Here is an 18,205-nt window from a genome sequence, read left to right on the forward strand (position 1 = left end):
GAATTCATTGCTACAATGTTTGGGACTCAAGGTGATCAAGGGGAAGTACATTGGAATATTTGATTGAGATAGGCTTATTCGTAGGCAAGGCTGTCGTCGTGGTGGTGGCAGTGTTTTTAATCGTTAGTGTGGTTGTCTCGGCGGCGGCAAAGCAGAAAGACACCAAGGGCGAACTGCACGTCGATAATTTAACCCGTGAGTTACGCAAAACTACGCGTCAGATTCAACATAGCTTAATGTCGAAAAAAGCACGCAAAAAGGCCCAGAAGAGCGCAAAAAAACAAGACGCCAGTGAACACGAAGCGGATCGCAAAGTGTTCTTGATTGACTTTAAAGGCTCAATGGACGCCAAAGAAGTGGAGAGCCTGCGTCGAGAAGTGACGGCTGTGCTTCAGGTAGCCGCCGATAACGACGAAGTGATTGTGCGTATCGAGAGTGGCGGTGGCGTGGTACACGGTTACGGCCTTGGCGCCTCACAGTTGCAGCGGATAAAAGAGCGTGGCCTTAAGCTTACCGTCACTATTGACAAGGTCGCGGCGAGCGGTGGCTATATGATGGCGTGTGTAGCCAATACTATTGTGGCTGCACCATTTGCGGTAGTTGGCTCAATTGGTGTTATCGCACAGCTACCTAACTTTCATCGCTTACTAAAGAAAAACGATGTCGATTTTGAGCAAGTCACGGCGGGTGAGTATAAGCGTACGTTAACACTATTTGGTGAAAATACAGATGCAGACCGTGCTAAATTCAAGCAAGACATTGATGAGGTTCATGTGTTGTTTAAACAACATGTCTCGACTCAGCGCCCAAGCGTTGATATTGACCGCGTGGCAACTGGAGAAGTGTGGTATGGGCAGCAAGCTGTGGCGCTTAACTTAGTAGATCAAGTCGCAACCAGTGACGATATCGTGCTGGCCGCGTCTAAAGGTGCCGATGTGATTCGGGTCAGCTATCAAGTGAAAAAGAATATGGCACACAAGCTGACTCAAAGTGCGGTAACGAGTATCGAGCAGGTCGCTTTAAAGTGGTTGCAGCGGGCTCAGTTCTGGCATCGTTAATCATTACGCCTCTGCGAACAGCTTCATTAAAAAACCCAAGCATTGCTTGGGTTTTTTGCTAATAAATAATGGATGCACTTAAGGACTATGTGTTCGCTGTGCTTTCCTCATTACGGTTATCATTCGCTAGCTTAGTGTCTGCTTTGGGGTCGTTGTAGACGTTTTCGTCTAGCTGACCTTCGCTTTTACCAATCACAGTCGTGACCATACAATCACCGGTAATGTTTACCGCAGTCCGGGTCATATCGAGCAGTCGGTCCACCCCGATAATCAGCGCAATGCCCTCAACCGGTAAACCAACCTGTTGCAGCACCATCGCCAACATAATCAAGCCAACCCCAGGCACGCCTGCAGTACCTACCGAAGCAAGCGTTGCGGTGGCGATGACCATCAGGTAATCAACTAAGGTTAGGTCGACGCCATACACTTGGGCAATAAATACGGTGGCTACGCCCTGCATAATCGCAGTGCCGTCCATATTAATGGTAGCGCCAAGGGGGACGGTGAAAGAGCTGACCGCGTTATTGACGCCCAGTTTACCTGTGGCCGTTTCCATGGTGACCGGAATGGTTGCGTTGCTGCTCGCCGTAGAAAAACCAAATAACTGCGCGTTACGCATTTTACGCATAAAAATAAGCGGGTTGAGACCGGTTAATACCTTGAGCATCGCAGGGTAGGTCACTAAACCGTGGATAATCAGTACACCAAATACGAGCAGGAAGTATTTAAGCAAGTTACCTATGGTAGCAAAGCCCATATCTGCAAACAGTCGCGCCATCAACGCAAATACACCGTAGGGCGCTACAGCCATCAGCAGCATCACCAGTTTCATGATGACCACGTTGAAGTCTTCAAAAAAACCTTTTAAGCGCTCACCCGGCTTTCCTACTAAGGTAAGCGCGATTCCGAACAGCAGCGCAAATACGATAATTTGCAGCATGTTGCCTTCAGCCATGGCATTAATTGGGTTGCGTGGCACCATATCAACCAGTACTTGGCCAAAAGAGGGGGCTTCTGCTGCATCAAAGCTGGCATCTGAGGTTAAATTCATGCCATCGCCAGGGCGCACAATCAGGGCGGCAGCAATGGCGATAGTAATGGCGACTGCGGTGGTGAATAAGTATAAGCCAATCGCTTTGCCGCCGAGGCGTCCAAGTTTGGCAGGGTCACTTAAGGCGCTCGTACCAAGCACCAGCGAGACGAACACCAGAGGCACGACTAACATCATTAAACTGCTGATGAATATTTCACCAACAACCGTGAAGACACCGCCAATGATAAAAGTTTGCACCCAAGGCTGTTCCGCGATGGTCAATTGCAATATCAGACCAAGCACAATACCGGCAACCATGCCGATCACGATTTTGCTGGTCAGGCTTAATTTTTTTGAGGCCATGGAAAATCCTGCTTCGGTTTTTGTAATTTTGAAAAGGCAGCTAGACTAGCAGACTTGCCTAAATTGCCAAAGCGCTTCTATTCAAGCATTCGTCGGAAACAATAAAAAAGGGGCTCAACAGCCCCTTTTACTCAATCAACCTTTACACGCAGCCTACAGGTAGGTAGGCGCAAAGCCATTGGTCCATGCCATGGCGGTGATAACCATCAGGATGACCATCAAAATCAGGCCTGCGGTTACCACTGAGCTGGAATACAAGAAGCCACGCTCTTCAGGAATATGCATTAAAATAGGCACCCCTGCGTATAGTAAGTATACCGAATAAGCCACACCGGCCAGGAATGCCATGGAGACAAACCAGAGTTCCGGGTAGAGAGCGGCAATACCTGACATCAGTACTGGGGTTGCGGTGTAAGCTGCAAGTTCAAGGGCTTGAGTATAACTTGGCGCCGCGCCAAAAATTTTTGCCATAGAGTGGATTAAATAAGCAAGTGCCATGACCCCCGCAACAATGCCAAAGTACATCGTCACGGCTAGCGTCAGCGCGCTTTGCGGCGTCAGCACAATAACTTCACGTGCACCGATACTGAAGCCTGCATGAGCCCCGGCATAGTAAGCAAACGCACATGGAATAAGTGCTACGATAAGAATATGTGACAACGAGAAGCGTAAGCTTTCATGTCGCGCATCAATAGTTTTCCATTCATCAACCGGATGAGCGTAGAGTCCCCAGATGTGATTTAGTATCATATGACCCCCTAAAGCGTTTCGCTTAGCGTCTTGGTTGTTAATTCATCGCTACTTTTGTAGTAGCTTGTGTTGTCAGTTACACGGGTCGAGCAGGTTTGGTATAACTTACATACGTAACGCCTGAACGAATGTATTACTGTTTTTAATCAAGAGAATAAATTCACTTATGCATCTATAGTGACGTGTCGGGGGAAAGTATCAAGATTGAATAATTCTGAGCACTTTTGGTTCAGAACTATTTTGTTATAAAGCTGTTAGAACCTGAGCTAGAGAGCCATCATGGACAATAAAATTAAAGCCCTATTGCAACCTGTTGAACAATTTTTGAGCGTTGCGACCCCGTCAGCATGGATCGAGCAAGCGAAGCAGCCGCACAATTTGAACAGTCTGTTACTTGATCACTTACATTGTGAATTAAAAGCCGCGCAAAGTGCGGCATTTTTAATCCGTCGCTACGCGCCTAACAGTTTGCTGGCGCAGCACGTATTGGATTGGCTAAAACCGTATGAGGACTTTGTCTATCGAGGTATCGGTGACGGTCAGTTTAATGGAACCCAAGGGCTGAACAAGGCCAATACCCATAGTCGAAGTGACGACCCTGTAGTGAATGAGCTAATTGGTAAAATGGTGTTGTTGATCAAAGAAGAGCTGCACCATTTTGAACAGGTATTGGCGATTATGCGGGAACGCGATATTAATCTTGAGCCAATTAGCGCCGCTCGATACGCCGCCGCCCTGCGGCGCGAAATCCGCACCCATGAGCCCGCTGCTTTTATTGATAAGCTGATTGTCGGTGCATATATTGAGGCGCGCTCTTGTGAGCGTTTTGCTGCCATCGCACCGCATGTCGATGCGGACCTTGGGCGCTTCTATATTTCACTGTTACGTTCAGAGGCTCGTCATTACCAAGATTACCTGCACCTGGCCTATATGCTTGCAGAACAAGCTGGCACGCCGGCTCAGGCTGTGGACGATCGGATTGCGCATTTTGGCGCGCTAGAGGCAGAACTGATTGTCAGTGCAGATACTGATTTTCGCTTTCACAGCGGTGCGCCTAGCGCGGCGTTAGAGCCTCAGGCTGGGGCAGCGGACGCGACTGTAAGTTAAACCCGGTTGCATCCACACTAAGCACACTGCCTTGTTCGTACCAGTCGCCCAACACAATGCGTTCGACTGGGCGGGCACCTAAACGGCTGACGTGATGCTGATGCACACCTGGGCGGTGAGTGTGACCGTGAATAATACGTCGTGCTGGTTGCTTGGCCAGTGCTGCTTGCACACCGTCTTCGGTTGCGTCCATTTTCTCAAGTTGCTCAGCACTGAGTGGCTGCTTGGTTTTACTGGTGCCACGTAAATGGGCCGCAATACCGCGTCGCCAGCTTAAGGGCAAGCGCGTTAATAGTGCCAATAGCACGGGGTTACGAATAATTTTGCGAAAGCGAAGGTAGCTGACATCCCGCGTGCACAAAGTATCGCCGTGCATTAGCAAGGTCGGGGTGCCATACAAATCAACCACCACACTTTCGGCAAGAATTTGGACGCCAGTCATAGCCGCAAAACGTTTGCCAATCACGAAATCACGATTACCAGCGATAAAAAATACAGGTACGCCCGCATCGGTTAACTGGCGTAGGGATTGAATCACATCCAGATGAAACGGGGTCAGATCATCATCACCGATCCACGCATCGAACAGGTCACCTAAAATATAAAGCGCATCAGATTGACGCGCTTCAGTGTGCAAAAAAGCTTGGAACAGCGCAGTAATATCTGGGCGCTGTTCGCTTAAGTGCAAGTCCGAGATGAACAGGGTGGTCATGCGACTTTGGTAGCTTTCTCGATCACAACATCGTTGACTGGTACGTCAGCGTGGAAGCCAGCGTTGCCAGTGTCTACCGCTTTAATCGCGTCGACCACATCCATACCTTCTACGACTTCGGCGAATACACAGTAGCCCCAACCGTGGGCGCTTTCTGATTGGAAATTAAGGAAATCATTGTCTTTAACATTAATAAAAAATTGAGCTGTTGCTGAATGCGGGTCGTTGGTACGCGCCATAGCGACAGTACCACGAGTATTCGCAACACCGTTGTTGGCTTCATTTTTAATCGGTGCCTGAACTTCCTTTTGGCTCATGCCCGGTGTAAAACCGCCACCTTGAATCATAAAACCGTCAATGACACGGTGAAAAATGGTGTTGTCGTAGAAGCCGCTATCGACGTACTTGATAAAGTTAGCAACCGTTTCTGGGGCTTTGTCGGCTAACAAACGTAATGTGATATCGCCGTGATTGGTGGTTAAAGTCACCTGCATGATGGTCTCTCTTATCTGGATAAAAATAGGGACGAAGGCGCATATTCTAGCCTATGCGCCAATATAGCAAAAGTTTACTCGTGAGTTTGCGCAATGGCTTCGATAATTGGCACCGTTAAATCCAAGCATTCTTGCACACTATCAACCACATGATAGAGCTTAAGATCTTCTGGATTGATCAAACCGTGCTCAGCTAAAACCTCTAGGTTTATCAAGCGTGTCCAAAAATCTTTGCCGTACAGCAGAATCGGCACGCTGGGCATTTTCTTGGTCTGAATCAGGGTGAGGGTTTCAAACAACTCATCCAAGGTGCCAAAGCCACCAGGAAACACAATCACGGCTTTGGCACGCTTGAGAAAGTGCATTTTACGCATGGCAAAGTATTGAAACTCAAAAGAATGCTTTGCCGCAATGAAGGGGTTCACACGTTGCTCGCGAGGCAACACAATATTTAACCCGATACTCGGGTGGTTGACATCATGGGCGCCGCGGCTGGCCGCCTCCATAATACCTGGGCCACCTCCGGTTACTAAACGGGTATGGCGCAATTGGCGCATTTCAATTAGTTCACCTAAGCGCGCGGATAGCTCACGTGCATCGGCATAAAAGTGATTCAAATCCGCGCATTCCCGTTGGTCTTCACCGTCGCATTGGCTTTCTTCGGGGGCAGGAATGCGCGCACTGCCAAAAATCGAGATGGTGTGGCGCACGTCGGCTTGCGCAAGGGCAGCCTCGACACTTAACCATTCGTCAGCTAAATGCTGTGCACGTTGGATATCTTCAGGGGATGCTGATTCGGCAAGTTTTAAAAACTCGGGTGTTGGGACGCCTTTATGGGTCATTCATATTCCTCGTAACGCTTGATAATGCTATGCTTTGTAGCTATTCGAACTATACCATTTATTTCGCATTTAAAAACGGAGTTGCACGAGATGCTCAAGCTTTTTAATTCCCTGACTAAGCAGAAGGAAGAATTCCAGCCACTCACGCCGGGGGAGGTGAAGCTCTATGTATGCGGTGTAACAACATATGATTACTGCCACATCGGCCATGCCAGAACTTACGTGGCATTTGACGTCGTGGTGCGCTACTTACGTTATCTCGGTTACCAAGTTACCTATGTGCGTAATATCACGGATGTAGATGACAAGATTATTGTGCGTGCCGCACAAAACGATGAACCCATCGGTGAACTCACCGAGCGTTTTATTGCGCATATGCACGAAGATTTTGCTGCGTTGAACCTGGTTGAGCCGGATATTGAGCCACGTGTCACCACGCATATGGACGACATTATTGCGCTGATCGAAACCTTGGTAGAGAAAAAGCACGCGTACGTGGCGAATAACGGTGATGTGCTGTTTGATGTATCCAGTTATGCCGACTACGGCAAGCTTAGCCGCCAAGATTTAGACCAATTACAAGCTGGCGCCAGGGTTTCTGTAGATCAGGGTAAGCAGGATCCGCTGGACTTCGTGCTTTGGAAGCAAGCCAAGCCTAGTGAACCCAACTGGGATTCACCTTGGGGGCCGGGTCGCCCAGGCTGGCATATTGAGTGCTCAGCGATGAACAGTAAGCATTTAGGAAAGCATTTTGATATTCATGGTGGTGGTTCTGACCTAATGTTCCCGCACCATGAAAATGAAGTGGCTCAGTCTTGCTGCGCGAATGACACGCCGTATGTAAATTATTGGATGCACAGCGGTATGGTGCAGGTAAACCAAGAGAAAATGTCCAAGTCACTGGGTAATTTCTTCACCATTCGCGAAGTGTTGGTCACCTATGACGCAGAAACCGTGCGCTTCTTTTTACTCTCAGGGCACTATCGCAGCCAGCTTAACTACTCGGAAGAGCATTTACAGCAGGCTCGAGCAGGTTTAGAGCGTTTATATACCGCTATCCGCGGTATTCAGGCATCCACACCTGAAGCCGAGCTGCGCGCAAGCTACGATGAGCGCTTTAAGGCAGCTCTAAGCGATGACTTTAATGTGCCTGAGGCTATGTCGGTATTGTTTGACTTAGCACGCGAGATTAATAAAACACGCAATTCGCAACCTGAGCTAGCCAGCGCACACGTAGGCTTATTACTCGAATATGCGAAGGTACTGGGCGTGTTGCAGCAAGAGCCTGAGCAATTTTTCCAGCAAGGCTCGACGCAATCAGGCGCAGAGAATGATGAAGTTGCGACTATTGAAGCGCTGATTTTAGCGCGTAACACCGCGCGCGCCAATAAGGACTGGGCGGCAGCCGATGAGGCACGCGACAGTTTAGCGGCAATGGGTATTGTATTAGAAGACGGTGCAGCAGGTACCACTTGGCGCCGACAATAAGTCGCCGAGTACAGCTGCAGCGTACATTCATTTGTAGTAGAACGGGAGTCGCCCTATGGCCGCACCAAAGTTACATCAAGTCAGCCAGTTAGATAACTTGAACCACGCCGATGCACTGATTGTGATCGGCCCTGATTTCAGTCAATTGCCAAGCTCGTTGGCAGCTGATTTCGCCGCCGCGCAGCGCATTGACCAACGGGTTGGGCAGGGCGCTCAGCTCACTATTTGCGCGGCAGCACCGCAACAACGGTTAATCACTGTAAGCACAGGTCCACTTGACCGCGATTACGATGACGTGCGCCGTTTTTATGATGCCGCGCGTCAAGGTATTCGTGTCGCTATGCAGGCTGGGGCAACGCAACCGGCCATCATGCTAGTTGCCGTGCCACAACATGCCACCTACCAACACGCTTTAGCGCTGGCAGCCTTTGGCGCGTGCCAGGAGTTATACGAGCCTTTGGAGGCACGAGAGCATTTTGGTGATGAAGTCGAGCCTGTCACCGATATTACATTGGTGGGTGAGGTTGATGCGGCATGGCTTAACGCCGTGGAAGCGGGTCGTCGTGCCGGGCGTGATTTATGCGGTACAGAGCCTGAACGAATGTCACCGATTAAGTTTGCTGAATACTGCCAAGATATTTTTGCCGGCACTGGCGTTAAAGTCACGGTGATTGATGATCGCATGCAACTTGAGCATGAGTATCCGTTATTGGCTGCAGTTGGTCGTGCCTCATTTAACACCCCACGCCAACGGCCATGTGTGATACGCCTGGAATATACCGGTAGCGGCGAGATTACCGACAGTCTGTTTATGGTTGGTAAGGCGATTACCTACGACACGGGCGGCGCCGATTTGAAAACCGGTGGCCATATGGCGGGTATGAGCCGTGACAAAGGCGGTGCTGCAGGAGTTGCTGCGTTCGTGAAGGCCGTCGCTGAGCTAAAGCCAGCGCACCTCAAAGTGGTTGCGGAAATTGGTGCGGCGCGCAATAGCATAGGCTCAGACGCCTTCGTCGCCGATGAAATTATCACTGGTCGTAGTGGTGTGCGTGTGCGTATCGGTAACACGGATGCTGAGGGGCGTTTAGTCATGGCGGATTGCTTGGCTCATTTGCGTGAACAAGCCCTCGATGCCGTAAACCCAAGTTTGTACACAGTGGCGACACTTACTGGCCATGCCGCTTTGAGCAAAGGCCCATACACTGCATTAGTCCCTAACGGTCAAGCGCAATCAACTGGGTTGGTGAACGAATTAATCCAAGCAAGTGAGTTGTGGGGCGACCCTGCTGAGTTGTCGGTCAGTCGTCGCGAGGATTTTGATTTCGTGCGCGGACGTACTAAAGCCGATGATCTGCTGTCGAGCAACAATGGCCCGTCTGCAACAACTAAACGCGGTCATCAGTTCCCGATGGCTTTTTTAGCTGTGGTATCGGGCCTTGATCAACACGGTCGCAACAGTGCGAAGCCTTTGCCGTATACCCATGTGGATATCGCTGGTAGTGGTGTGGACACTGGAGACTGGCAACATGGCAAACCAACTTCAACGCCGTTGTTAGCATTTGCTGGACGCTTCTTAAGTTAAGCGTTTGCGTGATTGTTGAAGCAGCAAAAAAAGAGGCGCCTTATGGCGCCTCAATTTTTATTGCTTCAAGTTGTTCGCGGGTCTTGCCGTGTGGCGTTGGTTTGCGGCTGTCACTGTCAATGTGTACAAATACGATGTCGTCGGCGACACAAATGTTCTGTTTAGTCACTTTATTGCGCACCACACAAGTCACTGTTAATGAAGAACGGCCCACGGTTTTAATGGCTAAACCAAATTCAACCACGTCACCTTGGAACGCTGACGCTTCGAAGCTAATGGCGCCAATATGCTTAGTCACCAAGCTTTTAGCGTCCAGTTGGCAACTAGCAAAAATATAAGCCTCTTCGTCAATCCATTCAAGAATTCGGCCACCGAATAATGAGCCAGCAAAGTTTAAGTCGTTAGGCATTACTAAGCGACGGGATAAAAAGCGCATAATCACTCCTTAAATGAATGGAAATTAACACATATTATAAACGATAATTATGACGAATTTAGGCTTTTTAAATAGAAATAATCGAACGCGCAGATATAAAAAAGGCGTTGTTTGCACAACGCCTTTTGCTTTATCACTTGTTCACCCAGCTTTTGGATTAGAACGTCATGCGCACGCCTAAACCAATGTTGGTGCCTGGTAGTGGCGCATAATCACGAATGAATGAGTTGTGCACATAACCAAGACGGTTGTTCAAGTTCTCTGCGCGCAAATAGAATGCGATGTCTTGACGACCTGCCATTTGCGGATAGAAATTGAGGTACGCGCTTAGAATACCAAACGAATCCGTAGGTGCTTCGAATTCAGCGGTATCATTTTGCGCCCAGTATTGGGTATAGGTCACTTTTGCGTCCCAGTTAGCTTGCCTATAGCTTACATCAAGCCCCGTACGCTGTGCTGGAATGCGCGGTACATTGCCGCCGCTACGAAGCTTAGCGCGCGTATAGTCAGACCAAACACCAAAATGCCACTCATCGCTTAGTAGGTAATGCGCTGACACCTCGTAACCATATAGCTCGGCATCGGCTTGAGTATATTGAATCACCATCAAACCTGAACTATCGTGGCTGTGATCGTGGTCATGGCCATGGTCGTGATCGTGACCACCACCTAAACCTAAGTCCGCATCTAACTGAGAGCTCAACAAACCAGTATTACGGGTATAAATAAAATCGTTAATGCGGTTGTAGAATAGGTTGGCGTCAAAATGCCAGCGCTCACCGTGGTAATGCGCGCCCAAGTCTAAATTTGCACCACGCTCTTTGCTAAGCGCATAATCGCGAAATGCAAGGTGATACTCTTCCGCATGATCATGGCTATGGTCATGGTCGCCATGGCTGTGGTCTTCGTGAATTTCGTAAATACCACCGATATCAAATGTACGGGTCGCAAAGTGAGCGCCATTTGAAAATAGCTCTGCAGCCATCGGTGCGCGCTCGCTATAAGCGATGTTAGCGCTAAAACGAAGTGCATCGCTTGCTTGGTATGTAGCACCTGCTGAAGCACTAAATGGGCGATAACTAATATCTTCGAGGCCTTCTGTCGACAGTTCTACGTGTTCCAGGCGCGCCCCAAGCTCGTAGGTAATTTGATCAACACGCTGTTCCGCTAGCCAAAACGCACCAACTAGGTTGGTTTCACTGCTTGGCGTGAAGGCTTCGAATCCAGATGACGCATAGTCATCACGCTTCAACTGAACACCAAACGCACCACGCCAGCCTGCTAGCTCTTGATGCCTTGCGGTTACTCTCAGTTCTGTTTGCTCAAGTTCGAAAGCCGACTCGACAACGCTTCCTTCAATTTCCTGGTGGGTTAGCTCAGTGTAACCAAAATTGATATTAATCCGTTCGATACCGGCAAACGGATTATTGAGCTGACCAAGAATTTGGAATCTGTCTTGCACCATGTCGGCAAAAATACCAGCATCGTGTCCGCCGTGGTCGTCTCCGCCGTGATCGTGTCCACCCTGATCGTCACCATGGTCATCGCTATGACCAGGAATACCATACTGGCGCTCTAAACGCCCATAGCTGGCGCCAATGAAGCCGCGCTGGCCAACAAAGCTGGCACCCACAGTGCCGCCAACGTCGTCGGTGAAACTATTATTAATAAGCTGTGAGCGCTCGCCGTCTGGATCGACAAACTCAGGCACGCGGTAATCATCGGCGTCACGTTTAAAGCCATCGATATGGAACGCAAAGTTACCCGTGCCATGGCGTAAACTAGCCGCTAGCGTGCGCTCATTCGCAGCACTGCCAACGCCTGCTGATACTTGGCCTTCAAGTTCATTAATTGCGGTACGCGGGACACGGTTATCCACGACGTTAACGATACCGCCGCTGGCGCCACTGCCGTAGAGTAAGGTCGCAGGGCCACGTAAAACTTCAATTTGCTCTGCCGTCATTGATTCGGTCGATATCGCATGGTCAGGGCCGCCGCGTGAGATATCACCAACATCCAGGCCATTTTGTAAGATACGTACGCGCGGGCCATCAAGTCCGCGAATCACCGGGCTGCTGGCAGTCGGGCTGTAGTAGGTGCTCTGAATACCCGGTAAATTACGCAGTGTTTCACCTAAAGTCGGCGCTTGTGCTTCACGTAAACTATCGCCAGTGAGTACGTAAATTGGCTGTGCCGACTCAAGTGCCGTGCGATCTAGTGGGTTTGCGGTTACTACAATGCGCTCTAACTCTTGGTGAGTGTGTTCGTGCTCATTGTCATTTTGCGCCATAGCGGGTGCAATGTATGCGGTGGCGAGGGCACTGCCGATCACTAATGCGAGTGGATGCTTTTTCATTAACTTCATGGATAACACTCTTGTCTACTGTTTTGCGGAACGACTCGTATAGTCCATGCGTGCGCTTGCTATACAAGTCAACGCATCCTGTCTAAGTTCGTGTGATAATATAACATTACATCAAGGTAGGATACAAACGCAAGCACATCACAGCAACAATCACTGCAACTTAGCATGGTGGTCTTTTTATAAACTGGTTACACTGCAAGCTGGATGATAACGATAAAAAGGTTGGATTATGATTCAAAGTCGTATAATGCGCTCAGCGTGTACTGCTGTTGCCGCGTTGAGCGTTTTAGCCGCGTGTGCACAAACTTCGTATGTAGAACCCCAAGCGCGTGAGCACGCGGTGCGAGCTCACATGAAATTTATCGCCGATGATTTGCTAGAAGGTCGCGATACCGGTAGCCGCGGCTACGACATTGCAGCAAATTATGTGGCATCGAATTATGAACAATTAGGTTTGCTTCCTTATGGTGAAGAAGAATACTTCCAGTGGATGCCTGCTATTCAAACTCGACTTGTAAGCAATAGTGCGAGCTTTACCATTCACGATGGCGATACCGATATTGATATGGCCTTTCCCCGTGCATTCTTTACTGGGCCAAGTGCGGCAGCGACAGAGCAGTCGGTGACTGCGGAACTTGTGTTTGTTGGTTTTGGTATGGCATCGGAGACATTCGGCTTCGATGACTACGCCGAGGTTGATGTTGACGGCAAAATTGTGGTGATGGTCACCGGCTGGCCGGATGATTTGCCGAGTGAAGAAGCAGCGCATTTAAGTCGTTTGAAAGCTGAATTAGCGGCTGAGCGCGGCGCGGTAGGCGTGATTACCTTGCACACGCCGCAGCGTGAGCAGGTGCGCCCTTACGAAACCTCATTATTGTACCTAAATGCACCTAGCGTACGCTGGGTGAATCAAGACGGCGAGGTGCAAGGCAACGATAGTATTCAAGGTAGTGCTTATGTACATCATGAGCATGCAGAACCACTATTTGCTAATGCGCCAACATCGTTGCAAGAGGTGTTCGCACAGCTTGAGCAAAACCAACGCCCACAAGCGTTTGATTTAGGTGTAAGCGCCACACTTTCGCGCCAATCAAGTCATGAAAACTTGCGTAGCCCCAATATTATTGGCGTGATAGAGGGGTCAGATCCGACGCTTAAAGACGAGTATGTGGTGTATACCGCACACTTAGATCATTTAGGTTTGGCGCGTGATATGAGCACTGATAACAAAGTGTTCAACGGATTGCTGGATAACGCTTCAGGCGTAGCCATTATGCTTGAAACGGCGCGTATGTTTGCTGAGGCAAAAGCACAAGGCCATGGGCCTCGTCGCTCAATTATGTTTGTGGCACTCACAGGCGAAGAGAAAGGCTTATTAGGGGCCGATTATTTTGCCGAGCACCCGCCTGTGGCGATTGAGAACATGGTCGCAAACGTTAACCTTGATATGCCCGTATTGCTGTATCCGTTCGCCGATGTCGTTGCATTTGGTGCGGCACACTCCAGTTTAGGCGATGTGGTCGAAAGTGCAGCGGGTCGTTATGGCATTGCCTCAAGTCCTGATCCCATGCCGGAACAGGCTATATTTACACGTTCTGATCATTACATGCTGGTCACGCGTGGAATTCCTGCGGTATTCTTAATGACAGGCTTTACCTCGCAGGACGAGGGCGAAGACGGTGGTGAAGTTTGGGCACGCTTTTTCGCTGAACAATATCACCGTCCACAAGATGATATTCCAAGCTTAACCGAAGCATATGGCGCTATTCGCTACGACTTTGGTGCCTTGTTCGCACAGATTAATTTTGCCATTGGCGAAGAAATCGCGAATACCGCGGAGCGTCCTTACTGGTTGCCGCAAAGTTACTTCGGTGGTTTATATCGCACTGATGGGCCACAGTTGCGCCATTAAGGTATGGCTTTTGGGGTCAATATGTTGAGTTTAAAAGGCCGCTTATCGCGGCATGTGACGCGCTGTTTAATCGGCTTAGGGATGGTAAGCACAAGTATGTGTGTATCGTCAGCCATGGCCAGTGAGGAAGTGACGTCCAGCGGTTTTGCGTTGGAGTATCAAGGTATCCAGGCGCATTATTCAGATTTACCTGAAATCGGCGATTGGATGCCTGAGAACAAGTTCAACGAACGTGGCTTAGCATTGCGCTGGGAGTTTGATAACCAGTGGTTTGTTGAGGGCCGTGCAAGCCGAGGGCGGCATTTACGTTATTTGCTTGAAGTCGAAGAAAACGAAGACGGTGAAGCGGAGTTTGAACAAGCTGACGGTCGTAATACCGCTTACGCGCTCGGTTTTGGTAAACGCATTTGGTTAAATTCGTACTTCTCCGTATTGCCGAGTGTTAGTTATGTGCATCGTGTTATCGACACCCCAGCACTGGCATCAAACTTTGACGGTCGCGCATTTGAACCGACTCGAACCCGTGAGCACTCAGCGGCTGTCGGTATCAAGGCTGAATATCGAGTGATTAGCCGGTTCGCAGTGTCCCTAAACTTCCACATGCTGAGCTCAGGCGAGCGCCAACAAGGCATTGGCGTTGCGTACTATTTTTATTAACCGGGAGTTACATGGTACAGGATAATTTTGAGCTGGATCCACGCTTAGCCAATGATTGCGAGTTTGTGCTGGATTTACCGTTAAGTCGCGTGCTGCTGATGAATGATACGCAGTACCCGTGGTTTATTCTGGTGCCTCGCCGCACAGGGACGACTGAGTTGTTTGAGTTAAGCAGCGACGAGCTGGCGCAGTTTTGGCATGAGTCGCGCCAACTTAGCCTGGCTTTAATGGCGCTATTTAATGGCGATAAGCTAAATATTGCGGCGCTAGGCAATGTAGTCAGTCAGCTGCATGTCCACCACGTGGTGCGTTATAAAGGCGACATTGCATGGCCACACCCAGTGTGGGGCCGCTACCCAACCAAAGGTTATGAGCCAGAATTATTAGCGACTCGAGTAGAGCAGGTAAAAACTTGGTTCGCGACCCAGGCTTGAGGTTGGCATCTCGCCTTCTAGATCAGGCTAACTCTGTCAGCACTTGGGTAACCCACTGAGCAATACGCTCATCGGACAGCTCGTACTGGCAATCTTCATCCAAGGCTAAGCCAACAAACTCGCTTTGGTCGGACGTTAGGCCTTTGGAAGCGATAAAGTCATAGCCCTGATTAGGCCAGAAGCCGATGCGCTTTAGCGTCGGCTGCTGCTCAGTATGTTGATTGGCCTCATTGATGGCATCATGCAACATGCCTAGGGCGTCTTGAAACCACTCGGCATAACCGTTTTGATCGCCCATGCCAAATAGCGCAATAGTTTTGCCGCGCAGATCAACCTGTGCAATATCGTCCCAGTGATTTTCCCAATCTTCTTGCAACTCACCGAAATCCCAAGTTGAAATGCCGAAGATGAGGGTGTCATATTGCTCGGCTTGGCTTAATGGCGTGTCTTTTATATTGTAGATGTCAACGATGTCGTCGCCGATGATGTCGCGAATTTTCTCCGCAGCAATTTCGGTATAACAGGTGGTTGAGCCGTAAAATAAGCCGATTTTAAAACTCATATATACTCCTAGGCTTCGCGTCGCATCGTAAAATATTCAAGTTATTGCCGATTGTACCAAACTTTGCGCGTCGCGGGCAGAAGATGACAGTGCGGGTTAGGGCGCGTATACTCAGCCCCCCATATGAGCGACTGCCGACAGCTCGCTAACCTATATACTGACCTACACGCGCAAGGTGCTTATGACTGACAATACTTCGCAAAAAACTAGCCTGAGTGAATTAGTTGACCAATTAGAGCCGGTTTTTGATGAAGCCGTTGTTGACGGTAGTGACGATGAACTGTTTGCCAGTGGTTACTTACGGGGCCACTTTGATTTAGTCGCTGCACAATTAATGATGCAGGGTGAAACTGAAGCGACTAAGTTGTGGCCTGCACTTGCAGCGGCGATTGAGCAGGCCAGTCATGAGCTCGCCCCAGCGGATCAAGTGCATGTGCAGAATTTGTATCTGACTCTACGCCGTCGCGCTGGTCTGGCATAAACGCACTACTAGGTGTTACGTTGCCGTCTGCTATCCGTGGCTTTTTGAATACGTGCGTCACAGGCTACAGCGCGTCCTAATATTTGGTCGCTTAAATAATCAGCCGCCCAAGGCGCGCTGGTTAATCCCCGCGAACCCAGGCCTGCAAACACCCAAACTCCCGGGTGCGAATGGGCAGGGTGAGCACCAATCAAGGGTAAATGGTCCGGTGTGGCCGCTCTGACTGAACGCCGCTGCGCGGTAACGGCGCCAACCTGTAGTTGTGTATGCTTCGCATGTAGTTGCATGTTGGCTTGGTTGTCGGCTTCCAATGGACTGCCGCACGTTGTTTCCATGTACTGATTTATTTGTGCTGCGGTGAGCGGTGTGAAGGTTGCGCCTAAGCAGTGTTGGCCATTGTCGGCGGGCGTTAGATAACCTTTGTGGCAGACTACTGCGTGGAGTTTCTCGCTTTGCGCAGTGGTTGCAACCTGAGTCACTTGCCCCCCAACGGGGCGAATGGTCAAGCTTTCGCCGCCGCGAACGGCTAGCCCCGCACCGGTTGCCCATACCACATGATCGAAACTATCCGCGTTGCAGTCAGTCCCGACGGTCGTCGCGTTTTGGCTATGTAAGCGCCATCCGTGCTGACTGCGTTCAATGCGATTCACTATGTGATTGAAGTGAAGGCTGGCGCCGCTTAGTGCTACGAGCTTATTCACCACAGCAGCAGGACGGACCCAACCCGCATTCGAATACAACATCGCGCTTTCGCTTAGAGCACCCAGGGTTGTGAGATCTGGATGCTGTTGGCTATTGACCGGCGTTACAATGTCTACGGGGTAGGGGGTGCGTTGTAATAACGCTTGCTGGCGCGTGGCTATGGTCTGGCTAAAGGGTAATTGCAGCATACCCTTAAAGAAACTATCGGCAGGGCAATATTGCTGGTAGTAGCGTTTGGCGATGTGCATGGCCTGCATATAAAACTGGCTGGTCGGGGTGTAATCGGCTTGCAATAGCGGATACACAGCGCCTTGCGGGTTGCCTGATGCCCCCATAGCTAAGCGGTCATCGGCACAATAAATATGCAGGTCTAAGTTTGAGTTTTTGAGTGTAAGGCTGTGTGCCATTGTCGCTGCAGCGATACCACCGCCGATAATCGCAATTCGGATGGGGCGGTGCCTATGCGCGTTCAAACTCGGCATTTGTGGTGATAATTTATGGCCTACGAGCATCTCGCGCTTATGCCGGTAGCCTTTGCGTTTACGCATTGCAAAGCCTGCCTGCTGCAGCCCTCGGCGCACATCGCCAACGGCGGTGAAAGTTGCTAAGGTACAACTCGGCGCTGCGCTTTTGGCCATGGCTTGATACAGCGTTGGCTGCCACATATCTGGGTTTTTACCGGGTGCAAAACCATCCAAAAACCAGGCATGCACTCTCTGATTGCAACTGCTCACCCAGCTAGGCAAGGTGTCCAGCACGTCGCCCAAATGCAAATCTAAGCTAATTCGTGGATGTAACCAAATTCGATACACACCAGCGATACAGGGTGGATATTGTTCTAGCAAAGCAGCGCTGAGTGATGCGAGTTGGGGCCAGTGCCGCAATGCCTGTGCGATGGCTTGCGCGGCCATTGGATAACGTTCGAAGCTGACCAATTGAAGCTGCGCCTCACTGGGCGCATGGTGTAAAAAAGCGGCGGCTGCAAGAAGCATGTTAAGGCCACTGCCGAAACCAGTTTCTGCTAGCACGAATGGATAATTAGCTGACCATTGGTGCCAGCGCTCGGGTAGCCGATTACCTTGTATAAACACATACTCACTCTCAGCCGCACCGTCATGATTGGAAAAATAAATGTCATCAAACTGCCCTGAAATAGGCATTCCAAGGTGGTTAAAATGGACTTGTGCTGGTTGAATAGGCTGAGCCACCGATAAACTCCCTTGACGT

Annotated in this window: 17 protein-coding genes; 8 read left to right on the plus strand and 9 right to left on the minus strand. The window is 49.9% G+C overall.

The window, feature by feature from the left end; genetic code table 11:
- Nucleotides 1-50 precede the first annotated feature (50 nt).
- Entirely contained in the window at nucleotides 51-1,058 is a 1,008-nt protein-coding gene (gene sohB / locus CWE07_RS08535; protein WP_111569576.1) for a protease SohB, read from the plus strand.
- A gap of 85 nt (nucleotides 1,059-1,143) precedes the next feature.
- Here sohB and CWE07_RS08540 read toward each other — a convergent pair whose 3' ends face one another.
- Both CWE07_RS08540 and CWE07_RS08545 read right to left on the minus strand, forming a co-directional pair.
- Nucleotides 1,144-2,454: a dicarboxylate/amino acid:cation symporter gene (locus tag CWE07_RS08540; RefSeq protein ID WP_111569575.1), complete on the minus strand. Its 1,311-nt coding sequence runs from the start codon at nucleotides 2,452-2,454 to the stop codon at nucleotides 1,144-1,146.
- A gap of 153 nt (nucleotides 2,455-2,607) precedes the next feature.
- On the minus strand, nucleotides 2,608-3,204 hold the full coding sequence (locus CWE07_RS08545; RefSeq protein WP_111569574.1) for a Yip1 family protein: 597 nt from the start codon (nucleotides 3,202-3,204) through the stop codon (nucleotides 2,608-2,610).
- A gap of 279 nt (nucleotides 3,205-3,483) precedes the next feature.
- Between CWE07_RS08545 and miaE the strand changes: the two genes are divergently transcribed.
- Nucleotides 3,484-4,311, plus strand: a complete 828-nt coding sequence (gene miaE, locus CWE07_RS08550; RefSeq protein ID WP_111569573.1) for a tRNA isopentenyl-2-thiomethyl-A-37 hydroxylase MiaE — start codon at nucleotides 3,484-3,486, stop codon at nucleotides 4,309-4,311.
- On the opposite strand, the gene CWE07_RS08555 is transcribed toward miaE, so the two are convergent.
- The 3 genes from CWE07_RS08555 to CWE07_RS08565 form a co-directional block, all read right to left on the minus strand.
- Nucleotides 4,259-5,023, minus strand: a complete 765-nt coding sequence (locus CWE07_RS08555) for a UDP-2,3-diacylglucosamine diphosphatase (protein WP_111569572.1) — start codon at nucleotides 5,021-5,023, stop codon at nucleotides 4,259-4,261. The genes miaE and CWE07_RS08555 overlap by 53 nt on opposite strands.
- On the minus strand, nucleotides 5,020-5,517 hold the full coding sequence (locus CWE07_RS08560; protein ID WP_111569571.1) for a peptidylprolyl isomerase: 498 nt from the start codon (nucleotides 5,515-5,517) through the stop codon (nucleotides 5,020-5,022). Before CWE07_RS08560 ends, CWE07_RS08555 begins: the two co-directional genes overlap by 4 nt.
- Nucleotides 5,518-5,591: 74 nt before the next feature.
- The gene (locus tag CWE07_RS08565) at nucleotides 5,592-6,359 is read right to left on the minus strand and encodes an LOG family protein (protein WP_111569570.1); all 768 of its coding nucleotides are present in this window, start codon (nucleotides 6,357-6,359) and stop codon (nucleotides 5,592-5,594) included.
- Between the two features lie 90 nt (nucleotides 6,360-6,449).
- Here CWE07_RS08565 and cysS point away from each other — a divergent pair, with 90 nt between their 5' ends.
- Nucleotides 6,450-7,847, plus strand: a complete 1,398-nt coding sequence (gene cysS / locus CWE07_RS08570; RefSeq protein WP_111569569.1) for a cysteine--tRNA ligase — start codon at nucleotides 6,450-6,452, stop codon at nucleotides 7,845-7,847.
- 55 nt (nucleotides 7,848-7,902) lie between these two features.
- On the plus strand, nucleotides 7,903-9,429 hold the full coding sequence (locus CWE07_RS08575; RefSeq protein ID WP_111569568.1) for a M17 family metallopeptidase: 1,527 nt from the start codon (nucleotides 7,903-7,905) through the stop codon (nucleotides 9,427-9,429).
- Nucleotides 9,430-9,469: 40 nt separating this feature from the next.
- On the opposite strand, the gene CWE07_RS08580 is transcribed toward CWE07_RS08575, so the two are convergent.
- Nucleotides 9,470-9,865 (minus strand): acyl-CoA thioesterase, encoded by a 396-nt coding sequence (locus tag CWE07_RS08580; RefSeq protein WP_111569567.1) that lies wholly within the window; start codon nucleotides 9,863-9,865, stop codon nucleotides 9,470-9,472.
- Nucleotides 9,866-10,022: 157 nt separating this feature from the next.
- On the minus strand, nucleotides 10,023-12,230 hold the full coding sequence (locus CWE07_RS08585) for a TonB-dependent receptor (protein WP_111569566.1): 2,208 nt from the start codon (nucleotides 12,228-12,230) through the stop codon (nucleotides 10,023-10,025).
- 352 nt (nucleotides 12,231-12,582) lie between these two features.
- Between CWE07_RS08585 and CWE07_RS08590 the strand changes: the two genes are divergently transcribed.
- Genes CWE07_RS08590 through CWE07_RS08600 form a run of 3 tightly spaced genes read left to right on the plus strand, consistent with a single transcriptional unit; the run spans nucleotide 12,583 to nucleotide 15,233 of the window.
- Nucleotides 12,583-14,142, plus strand: coding sequence for a M28 family metallopeptidase (locus CWE07_RS08590; protein ID WP_241974109.1), 1,560 nt, complete (start codon nucleotides 12,583-12,585; stop codon nucleotides 14,140-14,142).
- A 21-nt stretch (nucleotides 14,143-14,163) separates the two neighbouring features.
- Entirely contained in the window at nucleotides 14,164-14,799 is a 636-nt protein-coding gene (locus CWE07_RS08595) for a hypothetical protein (protein WP_111569564.1), read from the plus strand.
- Between the two features lie 11 nt (nucleotides 14,800-14,810).
- Nucleotides 14,811-15,233, plus strand: coding sequence for an HIT domain-containing protein (locus tag CWE07_RS08600; protein ID WP_111569563.1), 423 nt, complete (start codon nucleotides 14,811-14,813; stop codon nucleotides 15,231-15,233).
- Nucleotides 15,234-15,255: 22 nt separating this feature from the next.
- Here CWE07_RS08600 and fldB read toward each other — a convergent pair whose 3' ends face one another.
- Complete coding sequence (fldB, locus tag CWE07_RS08605; RefSeq protein WP_111569562.1) at nucleotides 15,256-15,795, minus strand: flavodoxin FldB; 540 nt, start codon at nucleotides 15,793-15,795, stop codon at nucleotides 15,256-15,258.
- A 181-nt stretch (nucleotides 15,796-15,976) separates the two neighbouring features.
- On the opposite strand from fldB, the gene CWE07_RS08610 reads away from it, so the two are divergent.
- On the plus strand, nucleotides 15,977-16,276 hold the full coding sequence (locus tag CWE07_RS08610; protein WP_111569561.1) for a YfcL family protein: 300 nt from the start codon (nucleotides 15,977-15,979) through the stop codon (nucleotides 16,274-16,276).
- 8 nt (nucleotides 16,277-16,284) lie between these two features.
- Here the strand turns inward: CWE07_RS08610 and mnmC are convergent, their stop codons facing one another.
- Nucleotides 16,285-18,186, minus strand: a complete 1,902-nt coding sequence (gene mnmC, locus CWE07_RS08615) for a bifunctional tRNA (5-methylaminomethyl-2-thiouridine)(34)-methyltransferase MnmC2/FAD-dependent 5-carboxymethylaminomethyl-2-thiouridine(34) oxidoreductase MnmC1 (RefSeq protein WP_111569560.1) — start codon at nucleotides 18,184-18,186, stop codon at nucleotides 16,285-16,287.
- Nucleotides 18,187-18,205: the final 19 nt, after the last annotated feature.

Source organism: Aliidiomarina maris, assembly GCF_003987335.1.
In the GTDB taxonomy this organism is placed as follows: domain Bacteria; phylum Pseudomonadota; class Gammaproteobacteria; order Enterobacterales; family Alteromonadaceae; genus Aliidiomarina; species Aliidiomarina maris.

Bases quoted from the DNA above. Each gene is read 5' to 3' on its own strand.
- fldB (WP_111569562.1), bottom strand. From the start codon at position 15,795: ATGAGTTTTAAAATCGGCTTATTTTACGGCTCAACCACCTGTTATACC.
- CWE07_RS08560 (WP_111569571.1), bottom strand. From the start codon at position 5,517: ATGCAGGTGACTTTAACCACCAATCACGGCGATATCACATTACGTTTG.
- CWE07_RS08610 (WP_111569561.1), top strand. From the start codon at position 15,977: ATGACTGACAATACTTCGCAAAAAACTAGCCTGAGTGAATTAGTTGAC.
- CWE07_RS08595 (WP_111569564.1), top strand. From the start codon at position 14,164: ATGTTGAGTTTAAAAGGCCGCTTATCGCGGCATGTGACGCGCTGTTTA.
- CWE07_RS08555 (WP_111569572.1), bottom strand. From the start codon at position 5,023: ATGACCACCCTGTTCATCTCGGACTTGCACTTAAGCGAACAGCGCCCA.
- cysS (WP_111569569.1), top strand. From the start codon at position 6,450: ATGCTCAAGCTTTTTAATTCCCTGACTAAGCAGAAGGAAGAATTCCAG.
- CWE07_RS08585 (WP_111569566.1), bottom strand. From the start codon at position 12,230: ATGAAGTTAATGAAAAAGCATCCACTCGCATTAGTGATCGGCAGTGCC.
- CWE07_RS08575 (WP_111569568.1), top strand. From the start codon at position 7,903: ATGGCCGCACCAAAGTTACATCAAGTCAGCCAGTTAGATAACTTGAAC.
- CWE07_RS08590 (WP_241974109.1), top strand. From the start codon at position 12,583: ATGAAATTTATCGCCGATGATTTGCTAGAAGGTCGCGATACCGGTAGC.
- CWE07_RS08580 (WP_111569567.1), bottom strand. From the start codon at position 9,865: ATGCGCTTTTTATCCCGTCGCTTAGTAATGCCTAACGACTTAAACTTT.
- CWE07_RS08565 (WP_111569570.1), bottom strand. From the start codon at position 6,359: ATGACCCATAAAGGCGTCCCAACACCCGAGTTTTTAAAACTTGCCGAA.
- miaE (WP_111569573.1), top strand. From the start codon at position 3,484: ATGGACAATAAAATTAAAGCCCTATTGCAACCTGTTGAACAATTTTTG.
- CWE07_RS08540 (WP_111569575.1), bottom strand. From the start codon at position 2,454: ATGGCCTCAAAAAAATTAAGCCTGACCAGCAAAATCGTGATCGGCATG.
- CWE07_RS08600 (WP_111569563.1), top strand. From the start codon at position 14,811: ATGGTACAGGATAATTTTGAGCTGGATCCACGCTTAGCCAATGATTGC.
- CWE07_RS08545 (WP_111569574.1), bottom strand. From the start codon at position 3,204: ATGATACTAAATCACATCTGGGGACTCTACGCTCATCCGGTTGATGAA.